The organism is Pseudomonas palmensis (assembly GCF_049942755.1).
Lineage (GTDB): Bacteria > Pseudomonadota > Gammaproteobacteria > Pseudomonadales > Pseudomonadaceae > Aquipseudomonas > Aquipseudomonas palmensis.
The window spans coordinates 3,587,799-3,603,102 of the sequence record NZ_CP187958.1 but is presented as its reverse complement, the minus strand read 5'-3'; the positions used below and the strand labels follow the sequence as shown (position 1 = coordinate 3,603,102).

Here is a 15,304-nt window from a genome sequence, read left to right as displayed (position 1 = left end):
GTAATGCCTGAGATCTATCACTTCTTCCAACAGCTGGTTAATGGCCTGACCATTGGCAGCACCTATGCCTTGATAGCCATTGGCTACACAATGGTTTACGGCATCATTGGAATGATCAACTTCGCCCACGGCGAGGTGTACATGATCGGTTCCTACGTGGCCTTCATCGCCCTTGCCGGGCTGGCCATGATGGGCATCGACTCACTGCCGATACTGATGACCGCCGCGTTCATCGCGACCATCGTGGTCACCAGCGCCTATGGCTACAGCATCGAACGGGTCGCCTACCGCCCCTTGCGCAACAGCAACCGGCTGATCCCGCTGATCTCTGCCATCGGCATGTCGATTTTCCTGCAGAACACTGTCTTGCTTGCCCAGGATTCCAAGGACAAGTCGATCCCCAACCTGATTCCGGGGAGCATCTCCTTCGGGCCGGGCGGCGCCGAGGAAGTCCTGATTTCCTACATGCAGATCCTGGTCTTCGTCGTCACCCTGGTGGCCATGACCGGGCTGACCCTGTTCATCTCGCGTTCACGCCTGGGCCGCGCCTGTCGCGCCTGTGCCGAAGACATCAAGATGGCCAACCTGCTGGGTATCAACACCAACAACATCATCGCCCTGACCTTCGTGATCGGTGCGGCCCTGGCGGCCGTGGCAGCGGTACTGCTGAGCATGCAGTACGGCGTGATCAACCCCAACGCCGGCTTCCTGGTAGGCCTGAAGGCCTTTACCGCGGCGGTACTGGGCGGCATCGGCAGCATTCCGGGCGCCATGCTCGGCGGGCTGGTGCTGGGCGTGACCGAGGCCTTTGGCGCCGATATCTTCGGTGACCAGTACAAGGACGTGGTGGCATTCGGTCTTCTGGTTCTGGTGTTGTTGTTCCGTCCGACCGGCATCCTGGGCCGTCCGGAGGTCGAGAAAGTATGAGCAGAAATCTCAAATCGGCGTTTTTCAGCGCCTTGCTGGTCTGGGCCGTGGCATTCCCGGTACTTGGCCTGAAACTCAGCATCGTCGGTATCAGCCTGCAGGTGCATGGCCAGGGGCCCCTGGCCCTGAGCGTGATTGTGGTGTGCTCGGTGCTGATGTTCCTGCGCGTGCTGTTCGACAAGCAATGGAGCGCGATGATGCGGTCCGCCCCCCGGGGTGCACTGATATCGCCCAAGGTCAGCAACTTCCTGACCCTGCCGCGTACCCAGCGCTACATCATCCTGGGCCTGATCGCGGTTGCCCTGGTGTGGCCGTTCTTCGGTTCGCGCGGTGCGGTCGACATCGCCACGCTCATCCTGATCTACGTGATGCTGGGCCTTGGCCTGAACATCGTGGTCGGCCTGGCGGGCCTGCTCGACCTTGGCTACGTGGGCTTCTACGCCGTGGGCGCCTACAGCTATGCGCTGCTGTCGCACTACTTCGGCCTGAGCTTCTGGGTGTGCCTGCCGATCGCGGGGATGATGGCGGCCACGTTCGGCTTCCTGCTGGGCTTCCCGGTGCTGCGCCTGCGCGGTGACTACCTGGCCATCGTGACCCTGGGTTTCGGCGAGATCATCCGGCTGTTCCTGCGTAACCTGACCGACCTCACCGGCGGCCCGAACGGCATCAGCAACATTCCCAAGCCGTCGTTCTTCGGCCTGAGCTTCGAGCGCAGGGCGGCTGAAGGCATGCAGACCTTCCACGAGTTCTTCGGGGTGGAATACAACTCGATCAACAAGGTGATCTTCCTGTACCTGGTGGCACTGCTGCTGGCCCTGCTGGCGCTGTTCGTGATCAACCGTCTGCTGCGCATGCCGATCGGGCGCGCCTGGGAAGCGCTGCGCGAAGACGAGATCGCCTGCCGTGCGCTGGGCCTGAACCCGACCATCATCAAGCTCTCGGCCTTCACCCTCGGTGCCTGCTTCGCCGGTTTTGCCGGCAGCTTCTTCGCCGCGCGTCAGGGCCTGGTGACGCCGGAGTCGTTCACCTTCATCGAGTCGGCGATCATCCTCGCCATTGTCGTGCTCGGCGGCATGGGCTCTCAGCTGGGCGTGATCCTCGCGGCCATCGTGATGATCCTGCTGCCCGAACTGATGCGCGACTTCAGTGAATACCGGATGCTGATGTTCGGTGCCCTGATGGTATTGATGATGATCTGGCGTCCGCAGGGCCTGCTGCCTATGCAACGTCCACACATGGAGCTGCGTCGATGAGCCGCGAAATTCTGCAAGTGAGCGGCCTGAGCATGCGCTTCGGCGGCCTGTTGGCGGTCAACGGCGTGGCCCTGTCCGTCAAGGAAAAACAAGTGGTGGCACTGATCGGCCCCAACGGCGCCGGCAAGACCACCGTGTTCAACTGCCTGACCGGCTTCTACAAGCCCAGTGGCGGCAGCATCCTGCTCGACGGCCAGCCCATCCAGGGACTGGCCGGCCACGAGATCGCCCGCAAGGGCGTGGTGCGTACCTTCCAGAACGTGCGCCTGTTCAAGGAAATGACCGCGCTGGAAAACCTGCTGATCGCCCAGCACCGTCACCTGAACACCAACTTCTTCGCCGGCCTGTTCAAGACCCCGGGCTTTCGTCGCAGCGAGCACGAGGCGATGGAGTACGCGCAGTACTGGCTGGAAAAGGTCGACCTGGTCGAGTTCGCCAACCGTAACGCCGGCACCCTGGCCTATGGTCAGCAACGCCGGCTGGAAATCGCCCGCTGCATGATGACCCGCCCGCGGATCCTCATGCTCGACGAGCCGGCGGCAGGCCTGAACCCGAAAGAGACCGAAGACCTCAAGGCGCTGATCGGCACCTTGCGTGAGGAACACGGGGTGACCGTGCTGCTGATCGAGCACGACATGAAGCTGGTCATGAGCATTTCCGACCATATCGTGGTGATCAACCAGGGCACGCCGCTGGCCGATGGCACCCCGCAACAGATCCGGGACAACCCCGAAGTGATCAAAGCCTACCTGGGGGAAGCGTAAATGCTGCAGTTCGAAAACGTTTCCACCTTCTACGGCAAGATCCAGGCGCTGCACAGCGTCAACGTGGAGATTCGCCAGGGCGAAATCGTCACCCTGATCGGCGCCAACGGCGCAGGCAAGTCGACCCTGCTGATGACCCTGTGCGGGTCGCCCCAGGCCCACAGCGGCAGCATCCGCTACATGGGCGAGGAGCTGGTGGGGCAAAGTTCGGCGCAGATCATGCGCAAGAGCATTGCCGTGGTGCCCGAGGGTCGGCGCGTGTTCGCACGCCTGACCGTGGAGGAGAACCTGGCCATGGGCGGGTTCTTCACCGACAAGGGCGACTACCAAGAGCAGATGGACAAGGTGCTGCACCTGTTCCCGCGGCTCAAGGAGCGCTTCAGCCAGCGTGGCGGCACCATGTCCGGGGGCGAGCAGCAGATGCTCGCCATCGGCCGTGCGCTGATGAGCAAGCCCAAGCTGTTGCTGCTCGACGAACCGTCACTGGGGCTGGCGCCGATCATCATCCAGCAGATCTTCGACATCATCGAACAGCTGCGCAAGGATGGTGTAACGGTGTTCCTGGTGGAGCAGAACGCCAACCAGGCCCTGAAGATCGCCGACCGTGCCTATGTGCTGGAGAACGGCCGGGTGGTGATGCAGGGCACCGGTGAAGCGCTGCTGACCGACCCGAAAGTACGCGACGCGTACCTGGGGGGCTGAACCAGACGGCCCCTTCGCCGGCAACGCCGGCTCCTACAGTGCAGGAGCCGGCGTTGTCGGTGAAGGGGCCGGTACCGGCAACGCACCCAGCGCCTGGCTGCCACGCTTGAACCAGCGCACCAGGTAATCGGCCACCACCTGCACGCGTTTGGGCATCCCGCCCTGATACGGGTGCACCAGGAACAACGGCGTACTGCGTGTCTGGTAATCGCGCAGCAACCAGCACAAGCGCCCGTCCGCCAGCTCGGCATGCAACATGTAGGACGGCAGCCGCGCCACCCCCGCCCCCACCAGCACCGCCTTCTTCAACAGGCTGTAGTGATTGCTGGCAAAATTCCCCGCCACCTGCACCCGCAGCAATTCATGCTGCTGGTGGTACAGCCATTCCTCGCGTCCGCTGTAATGACTGTTGAGCAGGCAGCGATGCTCGGCCAGCGCCTGCGGCGTGGTCGGCGTGCCGTGGCGCTCCAGATACGCCGGACTGGCGCAGGTCAGCTCCTGCATGGCCAGCAGCGGCCGCGCCACCAGGCGCTCGTCATTGCCCGGGATCTGTCGGATGGCCAGGTCGAAGCCGTCGCGCAGCAGGTCGCGGTAGGCATTGTCCAGTTCCAGTTCGATCTGCAACTGCGGGTACTGGTTGCCCAGCTCCAGCAGCAGGCCTTCGAAGAAGGTTTCACCCAGCGACACCGGCACCGTCACCCGCACCGGGCCCGACAGGTCATCCTTGAGCCGCGACAGCGCCTGGCGCGCCTGGGTCACCTGGCGCACCAGCGCCTGGGCCTGGGGCAGCAGCGCTGCGCCCGCGGCGGTCAGGCTCAGGCGCCGCGTGGTGCGGTGCAGCAGCTTGACCGAATGGCTGCTCTCCAGCTGGCTGATGCGCTTGGACAACTGCCCCTTGCTCCAGCCCAGCTGCTCCGCGGCCAGGGTAAAACTGCCCGCATCCATCAACACCGCAAAGGCCGCCAGATCGTCCAGCTCGCTCATGGATTGTTTCCGCATGAAAACCAAAGGTTGCCTATTAGCAGGCTTATTCACGCAAAAATCCACCCTAGACTGAAACCTCACCCCACACGCGAGGAACAGCCCCATGAAAATCATTCTGATCGGCGCCGGCGGTACCATCGGTTCGGCCGTGGCCCGTGAACTGGAACAGCGCCACGAGGTGATCCGGGTCGGTCGCAACAGCGGCGACCTGCAGGCCGATATCAGCGACAGTGCCTCTATTCGCCGCCTGTTCGAGCAGACCGGGCGCTTCGATGCCCTGGTGTGCGCCGCCGGCAACGTGGTGTTCGCGCCCCTGGACGAACTGGACGAACAGGGGTTTGCCCTGGGCCTGAACGACAAGCTGATGGGCCAGGTCAACCTGCTGCTGATCGGTCGCGAGTTCATCAATGACGGCGGCTCGTTCACCTTCACCACCGGCGTCACCAGCCACGACCCGATCCGTACCGGCACCTCGGCCAGCCTGGTCAACGGTGCCATCGACGCCTTCGTGCGCGCCGCCGCCATCGAGCTGCCACGCGGGCTGCGGGTCAACGCCATCAGTCCGACCGTGCTGCTCGAGGCCATGCCCGACTATGCCCCCTACTTTCGCGGCTTCAAGCCGGTACCGGCGGCCGACGTGGCGCTGGCCTACGCCAAGAGCGTGGAGGGGCTGCAGACCGGGCAGACCTATCACGTGGGCTAGGGCCTTGTGATTGCGCCCCAGGCTGCGTAACGTGACGGCACTTTTCTGGACCCGATGCTGGAGCCCCCCGATGCGTGCCGCCCCTTCGCTGCTGTTAGCCGCCCTGCTGCCCCTGTTCGCCGGTTGCCAGATGCTGGCAGACAAACCCGAGACGGTGTCCACCGTCGGCATGACTCGCCTGCAGGGCGAGCTGTCCGCCGCTGGTGGCCAGTTGCTGTTCAAGCCGTGCGAGGAGAGCCGCCGCTTCGTGGTCCGCGACACCGGCAACACCGGCCTGCTGCAGGAAGCTTCGGCACTGGCGGCAACCCCCGGCACCCTGTTCGCCGACGTGCGCGGCAAGCTGGCCGGCAGCCAGCAGGCCGGCAACGATGGCCAGCTCGACGTGCAGCAGCTGTACCGCGTCGAGCACTCCTCCAGCGCCTGCAGCGACCCGAACTTCAAGCGCCTGATCCTGCGCGCCAGCGGCCATGAGCCAGACTGGAACATCAAGGCCAGCGGCCAGGGCATGGTGCTCGACCGCCCTGGCCAGCCCTCGTTGGCGGTGCCGTACCTGGAAGAGCAGATGCCCGACGGGCGCCTGTCACTGAGCACCGAAGCCAATGGCCAGCGCATCGACCTGTGGGTCGCCCCGCAGCGCTGCGTGGACATCGCCACCGGCGCGGTCAGCCACCTGAGCGCCGAACTGCGCATCGATGGCCAGACCCTGCGTGGCTGCGGCTACTACGGCGGCTCGCGCAACGACTGACCGGCCGCACGCGTTTAAGCTGCCTTAAGCGCCTGCGAACAGCTTATACTTGGCGGTTTGTGCAAAGCCGCCGGCCCTTTGATGGCCGGGATACTGGACCCTGTCATGCTACGAATCACTGAACTGAAGTTGCCGCTGGATCACCCGGACGAAGCCCTGCGCGAAGCCATCGTGCAGCGCCTGGGGATCAGCGACGACCAGCTGCTGGACTTCACGCTGTTCAAGCGCAGCTACGATGCGCGCAAGAAGAACACCGAACTGCTGTTCATCTACACCATCGACCTGACAGCCAGCAACGAAGCTGAGCTGCTGCAGAAGTTCGCCGACGATCACAACATCACCCCGGCCCCGGACGTCAGCTACAAGCCGGTTGGCCAGGCACCGGCCGAGCTTGCCGAACGCCCGATAGTGGTCGGCTTCGGCCCGTGCGGGATCTTCGCCGGCCTGCTGCTGGCACAGATGGGCTTCAAGCCGATCATCCTCGAACGCGGCAAGGAGGTGCGCCAACGCACCAAGGACACCTGGGGCCTGTGGCGCAAGAGCGTGCTCAACCCCGAGTCCAACGTGCAGTTTGGCGAAGGCGGTGCCGGCACCTTCTCCGACGGCAAGCTGTACAGCCAGATCAAGGACCCGAAGCATCACGGCCGCAAGGTGCTGCACGAGTTCGTCAAGGCCGGTGCGCCGGACGAGATCCTGTACGTCAACAAGCCGCACATCGGTACCTTCCGCCTGACCGGCATGGTCGAGAACATGCGCCAGCAGATCGAAGCCATGGGCGGCGAGGTGCGTTTCGAGCAGAAGGTCACCGACCTGATCAGCGAGGGCGAGCAACTGACCGGCGTGGTACTCGAAAGTGGCGAACAGCTGCATTCGCGCCACGTGATCCTGGCCCTGGGGCACAGCGCCCGCGACACCTTCCGCATGCTGCATGCGCGGGGCGTGTTCATGGAAGCCAAGCCGTTCTCCATCGGCTTTCGCATCGAGCACCCGCAGACCCTGATCGACAAGGCCCGTCTGGGCAAGTATGCCGGCCACCCGAAACTCGGCGCGGCCGACTACAAGCTGGTGTACCACGCCAAGAACGGACGTTCGGTGTACAGCTTCTGCATGTGCCCGGGCGGCACGGTGGTAGCTGCCACCAGCGAACCGGGCCGCGTGGTGACCAACGGCATGAGCCAGTACTCGCGCAACGAGCGCAATGCCAACTCTGGCATCGTGGTCGGCATCACCCCCGAGCAGGACTACCCGGGCGGCCCACTGGCCGGCATCGAACTGCAGGAACGTCTGGAGAGCCTGGCCTATGAGCTGGGTGGCAGCAACTACCAGGCACCGGCGCAACTGGTGGGCGACTTTGTCGCCGGCAAGCCATCCACCGCCCTGGGCAGCGTGGAACCCTCGTACAAGCCGGGCGTGAGCCTGGGCGACCTGGCGCTGAGCCTGCCGGCCTTCGCCATCGAGGCGATCCGTGAGGCACTGCCGGCGTTCGACCGCCAGATCAAGGGTTACAACCTGCCCGATGCGGTGTTGACCGGCATCGAGACGCGTACCTCCTCGCCGCTGCGCATCACCCGTGATGCCAGCCTGCAGAGCCTGAACCTGAAGGGGTTGTTCCCCGCTGGTGAGGGGGCTGGGTATGCAGGCGGGATTCTGTCGGCGGGCGTGGACGGAATTCGCGTGGCCGAGGCAGTGGCGCGCAGCATGCTGGGGCTGGACCTGGAAGCGTGAGGTAGGGCTTGCGGGCCGTTTCGCCGGCAAGATCGGCCCCTGCAGGGGTTGGCCTTGCTGGCGGAAAAGCCGCAATAGCATATAACAAAAAAGAATATAGTTTTTGTTCTAAAGCATATCCCCACAGGGTAGGGTGTTCCTCTTCGAATTTCAGGATGGAGGAGCACCCTTGCCTCTACGCAGCACATTCACGCGTTTCTTCCAGCTCGAATCAGCCAGCGGCCTGCTGCTGATTGCCGCGGCTGCCCTTGCGCTGATCATCAACAACTCCCCCCTCTCCTACCTCTACAACGGCCTGCTCGACGTGCCCGTGGTGGCCCAGGTGGGCGCGCTGCAAATCGCCAAGCCCCTGCTGCTGTGGATCAACGACGGCCTGATGGCACTGTTCTTTCTGCTCATCGGCCTGGAGGTCAAGCGCGAGATCATCGACGGCCACCTGTCCAGGCCCTCGCAGATCGTGCTGCCCGGCGCAGCCGCCATCGGCGGCATGGTGGTTCCGGCACTGATCTACTACTTCCTCAACAAGGACAACCCCGCCGCCGTGGCCGGCTGGGCGATCCCCACCGCCACCGATATCGCCTTCGCCCTCGGCGTGCTGGCCCTGCTCGGCAAGCGTGTACCGGTGTCGCTCAAGCTGTTCCTGATGACCCTGGCGATCATCGACGACCTGGGCGCGATCATCGTCATCGCCCTGTTCTACTCCGGCGCCCTGTCCAGCCTGTCGCTGATGCTGGCCGCCGCCTGCCTGGTAGCGCTGGTGGCGATGAACCGGATGGGTGTGGTGAAGCTGGGGCCGTACATGGTGATCGGGTTGATCCTGTGGGTGTGCGTACTCAAGAGCGGCGTGCATGCCACGCTGGCCGGTGTCACCCTGGCGCTGACCATCCCGCTGCGCACTCGCAACGCCGAGCCGTCGCCCCTGCTGGCGCTGGAGCACGCCCTTCACCCCTGGGTGGCGTTCGGTATCCTGCCTCTGTTCGCATTCGCCAATGCCGGCGTGTCGCTGGCCGGCGTCACCGCCGAGAGCTTTACCCACCATGTGCCGATGGGCATCGCGGTCGGCCTGCTGCTGGGCAAGACCGTCGGGGTGTTCGGCCTGACCTGGCTGGCGATCAAGCTGGGTCTGGCCGCCCTGCCCAGTGGCGCCAACTGGGGCCAGGTGCTGGGGGTGGCGATCCTGTGCGGCATCGGCTTCACCATGAGCCTGTTCGTCGGCTCGCTGGCCTTCGTGCCGGGCAGCAGCGAGTACGCCGGCATGGACCGCATGGGCATTCTCACCGGTTCCATCCTGGCAGCGGTGATCGGCTACGCGGTAACCGCCATGGCCAGCCGCAAGGCCGTCGGCAGTTGATGCCGAACCGGCAATGAAAAACCCCGACCGGCGGTGCCGAGTCGGGGTTTTGTTTGCACGCCCTCATAGCCAGAGGGCTGCAGGACAAGGTTCAGTGAGAAACCCGGCTGGTGCCATCCACGGTCATGATGCGAACGCGCTCGCCCACCCGGAAGATTTCGTTCTGCTGAACCTGCTGGACATAGGCGCGCATGCTGCCATCGTCTTCACGCACGGTGATTTCCACACCCTGGGTGCGGGTCAGGCCTTCCTCGGCTGCAGAACCTGCCAGGCCGCCGGCTACCGCACCGATGACTGCCGCGACGATACTGCCACGACCGCCGCCTACCGCGCTGCCGGCCACGCCACCCACGATGGCACCGGCGCCGCCGCCGATCGGGGTCTTGGTGCCTTCGATCTTGACCGGACGCAGCGATTCGATGGTACCCATGCGCACTTGCTGCACGCGACGGGCTTCATCGCGGGAATAGGAATCGCCGGTCAGGTTGGAGGTACAGCCGCCAAGCAGCAGCGACATCGTGGTGAACGACGCCACCAACAAAACTGATTTACGCATAGGATCATCTCCAGAAGACAGGTAGTCATTAGACTCCGCGCGTTGACCACTGTCACGACACACGGTGTATAAAATTGCTTCCATTCAGCGTCGGTACAGGCACTTGATCCCCGCCATGACCCCAACACTCAACAGGCAAGGATAGACATGGATTACTTCATCATCGCCGTAACCACCCTGGCGGGTCTGTATTTTCACGGGTGGCTGTATGTACGCATCAAGCGCTGGATGGACCGCGACCTGGCCCTGTCGCTGGCCGGGGACGACGAGCACAAACGCGTCTTCATGCTACAACGTCTGGACAGCGCCAGGGCGCAAAAGGTCAAACGCAAGGAATTGGCGGCCTGGCTGGAACGCGCGGCCGCCGAATACCGCGCCGGTTAAGGGGCCAGGCGCTCGCGCAGCCACAGACCCTGTTTGAGCCGGTAGTTGAGACGATCATGCAGGCGGCTCGGGCGGCCCTGCCAGAACTCGATGCGTTCCGGCAGCAGGCGGTAGCCACCCCAGTGCTCGGGGCAGTGCGGCTGGGTATCGCTGAAGCGCTGCTCGGTGGCCTTGACCAGATCCTGCAGCTCTTCACGGTTGGCGATCACCCGGCTCTGCGGCGATGCCCAGGCGCCCAGGCGGCTACCCAGCGGGCGTACCTGGTAATACGCATCGGATTCCTGCGCCGTGACCTTCACCACCTTGCCTTCGATGCGCACCTGGCGTTCCAGGGTGGGCCAGAAGAAGGTCATGGCGGCGAACGGGTTGGCGCGCAGGTGATGGCCCTTGGCACTTTCGTAGTTGGTGAAGAAGGTGAAGCCCTGCTCATCCAGCCCCTTGAGCAGCAGGATACGGCAATGCGGACGCCCCTCGCCGTCCACCGTTGCCAACGTCATGGCGTTGGCTTCGACGGGCGGCTGCTCGGTCTTGACGGCATCCTCGAACCATTGGTGAAACAACGCGAACGGCTCTGCCGGCGCCTGGGTTTCGGTCAGGCCGTCGCGAGTGTAGTCGCGGCGCATATCGGCCAGGGTCTGGGTCATGCTGCGTTTCCTTGACGATCAGTTGGTCTTCGCAGGGCTGGTGCTGCTGGCAACGACTTTCTTCGCGGCCGGGGCGGCTTTCTTGGCGGCCGGCTTGGCAGCGGCTGCAGCCGGCTTCTTCTTGGCCACCGGCTTGGCGGCCGGGGCTTTTTTCGCAGTGGCTTTCGCCGCTGGTTTGGTGGCGGGCTTGGCAGCGGCCTTGACCGGTGCCTTGACGTCCTGCACGGCAACCAGTTCGGCCGGGCTAGGGGTCGGCTGCTGGTACTTGGCCACCAGCGCCAGCATGGTGTTCTGTGGCGTCAACAGCAGCTCGACGCGGCGGTTCAAGGCGCGGCCCTGCACACTGTCGTTGGCGGCGCGCGGCGCCACCGACCCCATACCACGCAGCATCAGGCGATCACGCTGCAGGCCGCTGAGGCGGAAAATCGCCGATACCGACTGGGCGCGCTCCTGGCTCAGCTTCTGGTTGGCAGCAGCTGCGCCGCTGCTGTCGGCATGGCCGAGTACCAGCACGGCGGTCTTGGAGTCGGTCTCGATCACCTTGGCCACGCGCGTGATCGGGCCGAGGGTGGCCGGCAACAGCATGGCGGGGCGGTCAGGGTTGTACGAAGAGTCGACCGGTACGGTCACCACCAGCACGTCTTCGCGGCGCTCGAGCTCGAACTTGCTGTCCTTGATCGCTTCGCGCAGCTTGGGCTCGTAGTCGTCGAGCCAGGCCTGGGTGGCCTTGACGTCGATCTTGGGTACCGCCTGGGCCTGGCTCTGGGCCTTGTCGCTGTTTCCGAACGGCCACCACCAGCGGCTGCTGCTTTCGGACTTGGCATCAGCCTGGGCGACCTTCTCGGTGACCACATCCTTCACGTCCTTTTCGGCCACCTTGTCGGAGCCGAAGGGCCACCAGCCATGGCCGCCATCGGCCGAGCCGTTCTGAGGGTGCTGTGCGCAACCGGTCACGGCCAGGCACAGGGCGAGAGCTAAGGTTTTATGTGAAGACATCAGCGATACACCATGAAAATGAAAGAAATTTGACCCGACAGCGCAGGCTGTTGGAATCCAGAATAGACAATGGGTTCCGGTTGCAGGGACTTACCCGATCAAAGGCAGCCGGCCAGCACCCGAACCAGTTTCTGTGCCCGCGGGTCCATCAGGACATACGGGCCCAGGGTATTGGTGACAAAGCCAAAGGCCACGTCGTGTTCCGGATCGGCAAAACCGACCGAGCCGCCGGCCCCCGGGTGTCCGAAAGCCTTGGCGCCCAGCCCGAACGTGGCGTTGGGCACCTGTGGCTGATCAAGCATGCAGCCCAGGCCGAAGCGGGTCTGGGTCAGCAGGGTCATGTCCTGGCCCAGGCTGTGTTCGCGGGTCAGTTCGTCGAGCAGTTCCGATTCCAGCAGGCTGCCGTCCAGCAGCCCGGCATAGAACCCGGCCAGGCTGCGTGCGTTGCCGTGGCCGTTGGCCGCCGGTTGCTGCATGCGTCGCCACTCAGGCTTGTTGGTACTGGTCAGGATGGCTGGCGGGTTGGTGAAGGCGCGGGTGGACAACGCCTCGGGCTCACGCATCGTCACCTGCAGCAGCCGCTTGGCTGCCTCGTCACCCGGGTTGCCTTTGCCCCGGGCGATGTGCGCGACACGGTAGAACTCTTCATCGTCCAGTCCCACATGGAAATCCAGCCCCAGGGGCCTGGCGGTGCGCGCCACGATCGACTCGCCCGGGCCGCGGCCGTCGGCGCGGCGAATCAGCTCGCCCAGCAGCCAGCCGTAGGTGATCGCGGCGTAGCCGTGGGCGGTGCCGGGGGTCCACCAGGGGGCTTCGGCGGCCAGGGTGTCGACCATGGTCTGCCAGTCGTACAGGGCTTCGGCGGGCAGCAACTGGCGGATCGCCGGCAGGCCGGCCTGGTGGCACAGCAGTTGGCGCAGGGTTACCGAGCTCTTGCCGGCCTGGGCAAATTCTGGCCAGTAGCGAGCGACCGGTGCATCCAGCGCCAGCTTGCCTTCGGCCACCAGTTGCAGGGCGGTGACGGCGGTGAAGGTTTTTGTGCAGGAGAACAGGTTGGCGATGGTATCGCTGTGCCAGGCTTGCTGGCCGTCCTTGTCGGCGGTGCCGGCCCACAGGTCGAGGACCGTTTCGCCACCGACCTGGATGCACAGTGCGGCGCCGCGTTCCTGGGGATCATCGAAAAGTGCTGCGAAGGCTTCGCGTACCGCCTCGAACTGGAGTTCGTAATGACCTTGAATCTGCACCCGTAATTACCCCGCCGTACTGCGCCACAAAATGGCTGGCATTGTTCCAGCACTGGAGGTTTTTGGGAACACCGCAAAGCCAGGCGGTCCCCTTGCGCTCTCAGGCGCCTACCGTGCCGGCATCACCAGCGGCTTGTTCAGTTGCTCCACCACCCCAAGATTGCTCTTGCGCACACTCTCCACAAACCCCTGAAACGGCACGTCGGTAATCCCCACCAAGCCGAAATGCCCATTCTCGCCATCGAGCAAACGCCCGCTGGCCGGCTGATCCAGGTACTGGAACCAATGCACCCCCACAATCGAAGGCTCCTTCAAGGCCGCCTTGACGAAGTTCGCATAGGCCGGCCCACGGTCCTCCTCACGCGCCACTTCCATCGGCCCCGGCCCGAACGGCCCACGATCACGCGAGCCAAACTGGAACTCCGACACCAGCACCGGCTTGTCCAGCGCATTGAGCTGGGCAAAGTCGTAGCCATCCTGCGGCGTGGGTGCATACACATTGAAGCTCACCACATCACAGTACTTGGCACACGCCGCCACCGCTTCAGGCGTACTGACCGCAAACCGCCCACCCAGCAGCAGGTGATTGGGCGCATGCCATTTCAGCGAGTCGGAGATGGTCTTGAAGTAGGTCTCGGCAAACACCCGCTGGAAATACTTGAAGTCGGCCTCGATTTCCGGGTGCGCGGGGTCGGGCAGCGGCGGCTCGAAACCCGGGTCCTCCATCAGTTCCCACGCCGTCAGTTCGATGCCCCACGCCTTGGACAGGCCTTCCTGGTTGCGGTACTTGTCGCGCAGCTGCTTGAGAAAGGCACGCTTGGCCGGCGAGTCGGTGGTCAGGCGCAAGGTGCCATAGGCCAGCGCATAACGCTGCTTCGGTTCATTACCCGGCACCGCCCAGGCCAGCTCGTTGTCGGCGAAATAGCCAATCAGCCACGGATCGTCGCGATGGTCGCGCGCGGCAATCGCCACAGCACGTTCGGTGGCCATGGCAAAGCGCGGGTCGAACGGGTCGGGCATCGCACCCCACCAGTCCACCCCCGTGCTGATGCTGGTGTAGTCGCCGCCGATGGACAACGGCAGGGTGTAGGCCAGGCGTTCGCTCTGCAGGCCGTTGTCGCTCCAGTTGCCCAGGGTGTTGAAACCCCAGGCCTGCAGGCGATCCAGGCTCTGGCCCTGCCAGCGCGCCTGGTCGAACGTCGGCGTGGCGTGACCACGGCCCAGGTTGGCGGCGTAGAAGTCGAACCAGCGCCCCTTGCCGAAACCGCGCCCCTGGGAAGAACCGTTGCCGTCCAGGTTGTCGCCCTGGCCGTAGTACTGCGCCAGCGGGGTCTGCGCCTCGGGCAAGGCGGTGAACATCGACTCGCGCCCTTCCACGTAGGTGCGCCCGCCATCGGCCGCCACGGCATTGACCCCCAGTGAGTAGAACGGATGCCCCAGCGGTGTGACCAGAAACCAGCGACCCTCACGCTTTTCGGTGCGAAAGAACCCCTTGGCCTCGAATGCCTCAGCGCCAAGCAGGCCGCCGAACGTGTCCAGCTTGAGCTTGCTGCGCTCGTCCAGCCAGCCCTTGAGCTGCTGCTGCTCGCGCTGGGCAGCCGCCTTGAGCTGGTCGTCACTGCTGATCTTTTCGGGCCAGCGACCACGGGTGGACTGCCCATAACCGTCGATGAGGCCGGCATAGGCGGCCTTTTGCAGCACGTCGTCGTCCTGCACGCCAAAGCGCTCGATCAGCAGGCTCTGCGCCACCTTGGGCCTGGGCATCGACAGCGTGACCGATACCACCTGCTTGAGGTCGGCCTTGCCCTCGCTGCTGGTCAGCAGCACCCGCTGGCCCTGATGACGGAACGGCATCGGCGGGCCGACACGCATGCCCTGGGTCAGCGGCGAGCTGGCGGTCAGCGGTACCATCACGGTCTGTGCCGGGCCGGCCGGCAGGTCGATGCGGCTGGTGAGGGTACTGCCGTCGCTGCTGAGCACCGTCACGTCGACGCTCAGCGCCCAGTCCATGGCGCTCTGCATGCGCAAGGTCAGCGCGGTAGCGCCCGTCCAGTCCCACACCCCGGTCTGCGGGCTAAGGCGCAGGCTCGGGCGCTCCACGGGGTTGAACACCACGCGCCGCAGTACCTCGCCCTCGGCTGTCTGCTCCGCGTTGTACTGCGGCAGGCTGGCATCTTCGGTCACCACATTGACCACCGCGGCCGGGCGAACGAAGTTGAACAGCGTCTGTTGCCCGGCCAGCAGCGGCGAGCTGAACAACAGTGCAATCACGGCAGGCAGGGTACGGCGCAACATAGGGCTGGAGTTCTCCTTGATGGCCCTTGCG

Annotated in this window: 15 protein-coding genes; 9 read left to right on the top strand and 6 right to left on the bottom strand. The window is 64.5% G+C overall.

Annotation, left to right across the window (positions count from 1 at the left end; genetic code table 11):
- The first annotated feature begins 3 nt into the window (after positions 1 to 3).
- The 4 genes from livH to ACPRTJ_RS16640 are packed head-to-tail and all read left to right on the top strand — an operon-like array spanning position 4 to position 3,646.
- Positions 4 to 927, top strand: coding sequence for a high-affinity branched-chain amino acid ABC transporter permease LivH (gene livH, locus ACPRTJ_RS16655; protein ID WP_426427126.1), 924 nt, complete (start codon positions 4 to 6; stop codon positions 925 to 927).
- On the top strand, positions 924 to 2,180 hold the full coding sequence (locus ACPRTJ_RS16650; protein WP_043862610.1) for a high-affinity branched-chain amino acid ABC transporter permease LivM: 1,257 nt from the start codon (positions 924 to 926) through the stop codon (positions 2,178 to 2,180). Before livH ends, ACPRTJ_RS16650 begins: the two co-directional genes overlap by 4 nt.
- A complete protein-coding gene (gene livG / locus ACPRTJ_RS16645; protein WP_054914726.1) occupies positions 2,177 to 2,944 on the top strand; it encodes a high-affinity branched-chain amino acid ABC transporter ATP-binding protein LivG in 768 nt (255 codons plus the stop codon). Before ACPRTJ_RS16650 ends, livG begins: the two co-directional genes overlap by 4 nt.
- Complete coding sequence (locus ACPRTJ_RS16640; RefSeq protein WP_043862612.1) at positions 2,945 to 3,646, top strand: ABC transporter ATP-binding protein; 702 nt, start codon at positions 2,945 to 2,947, stop codon at positions 3,644 to 3,646.
- A gap of 33 nt (positions 3,647 to 3,679) precedes the next feature.
- Here the strand turns inward: ACPRTJ_RS16640 and ACPRTJ_RS16635 are convergent, their stop codons facing one another.
- Positions 3,680 to 4,630: a LysR family transcriptional regulator gene (locus ACPRTJ_RS16635; protein WP_043862613.1), complete on the bottom strand. Its 951-nt coding sequence runs from the start codon at positions 4,628 to 4,630 to the stop codon at positions 3,680 to 3,682.
- 103 nt (positions 4,631 to 4,733) lie between these two features.
- On the opposite strand from ACPRTJ_RS16635, the gene ACPRTJ_RS16630 reads away from it, so the two are divergent.
- The 4 genes from ACPRTJ_RS16630 (at position 4,734) to nhaA (ending at position 9,154) form a co-directional block, all read left to right on the top strand.
- Entirely contained in the window at positions 4,734 to 5,333 is a 600-nt protein-coding gene (locus ACPRTJ_RS16630) for a short chain dehydrogenase (RefSeq protein WP_043862614.1), read from the top strand.
- A 70-nt stretch (positions 5,334 to 5,403) separates the two neighbouring features.
- Positions 5,404 to 6,078 (top strand): COG3650 family protein, encoded by a 675-nt coding sequence (locus tag ACPRTJ_RS16625; RefSeq protein ID WP_043862615.1) that lies wholly within the window; start codon positions 5,404 to 5,406, stop codon positions 6,076 to 6,078.
- A 105-nt stretch (positions 6,079 to 6,183) separates the two neighbouring features.
- Positions 6,184 to 7,803: an NAD(P)/FAD-dependent oxidoreductase gene (locus ACPRTJ_RS16620; RefSeq protein WP_043862616.1), complete on the top strand. Its 1,620-nt coding sequence runs from the start codon at positions 6,184 to 6,186 to the stop codon at positions 7,801 to 7,803.
- A gap of 169 nt (positions 7,804 to 7,972) precedes the next feature.
- Complete coding sequence (gene nhaA, locus ACPRTJ_RS16615) at positions 7,973 to 9,154, top strand: Na+/H+ antiporter NhaA (protein ID WP_078480555.1); 1,182 nt, start codon at positions 7,973 to 7,975, stop codon at positions 9,152 to 9,154.
- A 91-nt stretch (positions 9,155 to 9,245) separates the two neighbouring features.
- Here nhaA and ACPRTJ_RS16610 read toward each other — a convergent pair whose 3' ends face one another.
- Positions 9,246 to 9,710 (bottom strand): glycine zipper 2TM domain-containing protein, encoded by a 465-nt coding sequence (locus ACPRTJ_RS16610; protein WP_043862618.1) that lies wholly within the window; start codon positions 9,708 to 9,710, stop codon positions 9,246 to 9,248.
- Between the two features lie 147 nt (positions 9,711 to 9,857).
- Between ACPRTJ_RS16610 and ACPRTJ_RS16605 the strand changes: the two genes are divergently transcribed.
- A complete protein-coding gene (locus ACPRTJ_RS16605) occupies positions 9,858 to 10,094 on the top strand; it encodes a hypothetical protein (protein ID WP_043862619.1) in 237 nt (78 codons plus the stop codon).
- Here the strand turns inward: ACPRTJ_RS16605 and pdxH are convergent.
- The 4 genes from pdxH to ACPRTJ_RS16585 all read right to left on the bottom strand — a co-directional run bounded on the left by pdxH (position 10,091) and on the right by ACPRTJ_RS16585 (position 15,273).
- The gene (gene pdxH / locus ACPRTJ_RS16600; protein WP_043862620.1) at positions 10,091 to 10,738 is read right to left on the bottom strand and encodes a pyridoxamine 5'-phosphate oxidase; all 648 of its coding nucleotides are present in this window, start codon (positions 10,736 to 10,738) and stop codon (positions 10,091 to 10,093) included. The genes ACPRTJ_RS16605 and pdxH overlap by 4 nt on opposite strands.
- Before the next feature lie 18 nt (positions 10,739 to 10,756).
- The gene (locus ACPRTJ_RS16595) at positions 10,757 to 11,734 is read right to left on the bottom strand and encodes an OmpA family protein (RefSeq protein WP_054914729.1); all 978 of its coding nucleotides are present in this window, start codon (positions 11,732 to 11,734) and stop codon (positions 10,757 to 10,759) included.
- A 98-nt stretch (positions 11,735 to 11,832) separates the two neighbouring features.
- Entirely contained in the window at positions 11,833 to 12,978 is a 1,146-nt protein-coding gene (locus tag ACPRTJ_RS16590) for a serine hydrolase domain-containing protein (RefSeq protein ID WP_054914730.1), read from the bottom strand.
- Between the two features lie 108 nt (positions 12,979 to 13,086).
- Positions 13,087 to 15,273, bottom strand: a complete 2,187-nt coding sequence (locus ACPRTJ_RS16585; RefSeq protein WP_054914731.1) for a beta-galactosidase — start codon at positions 15,271 to 15,273, stop codon at positions 13,087 to 13,089.
- Between the last annotated feature and the right edge of the window lie 31 nt (positions 15,274 to 15,304).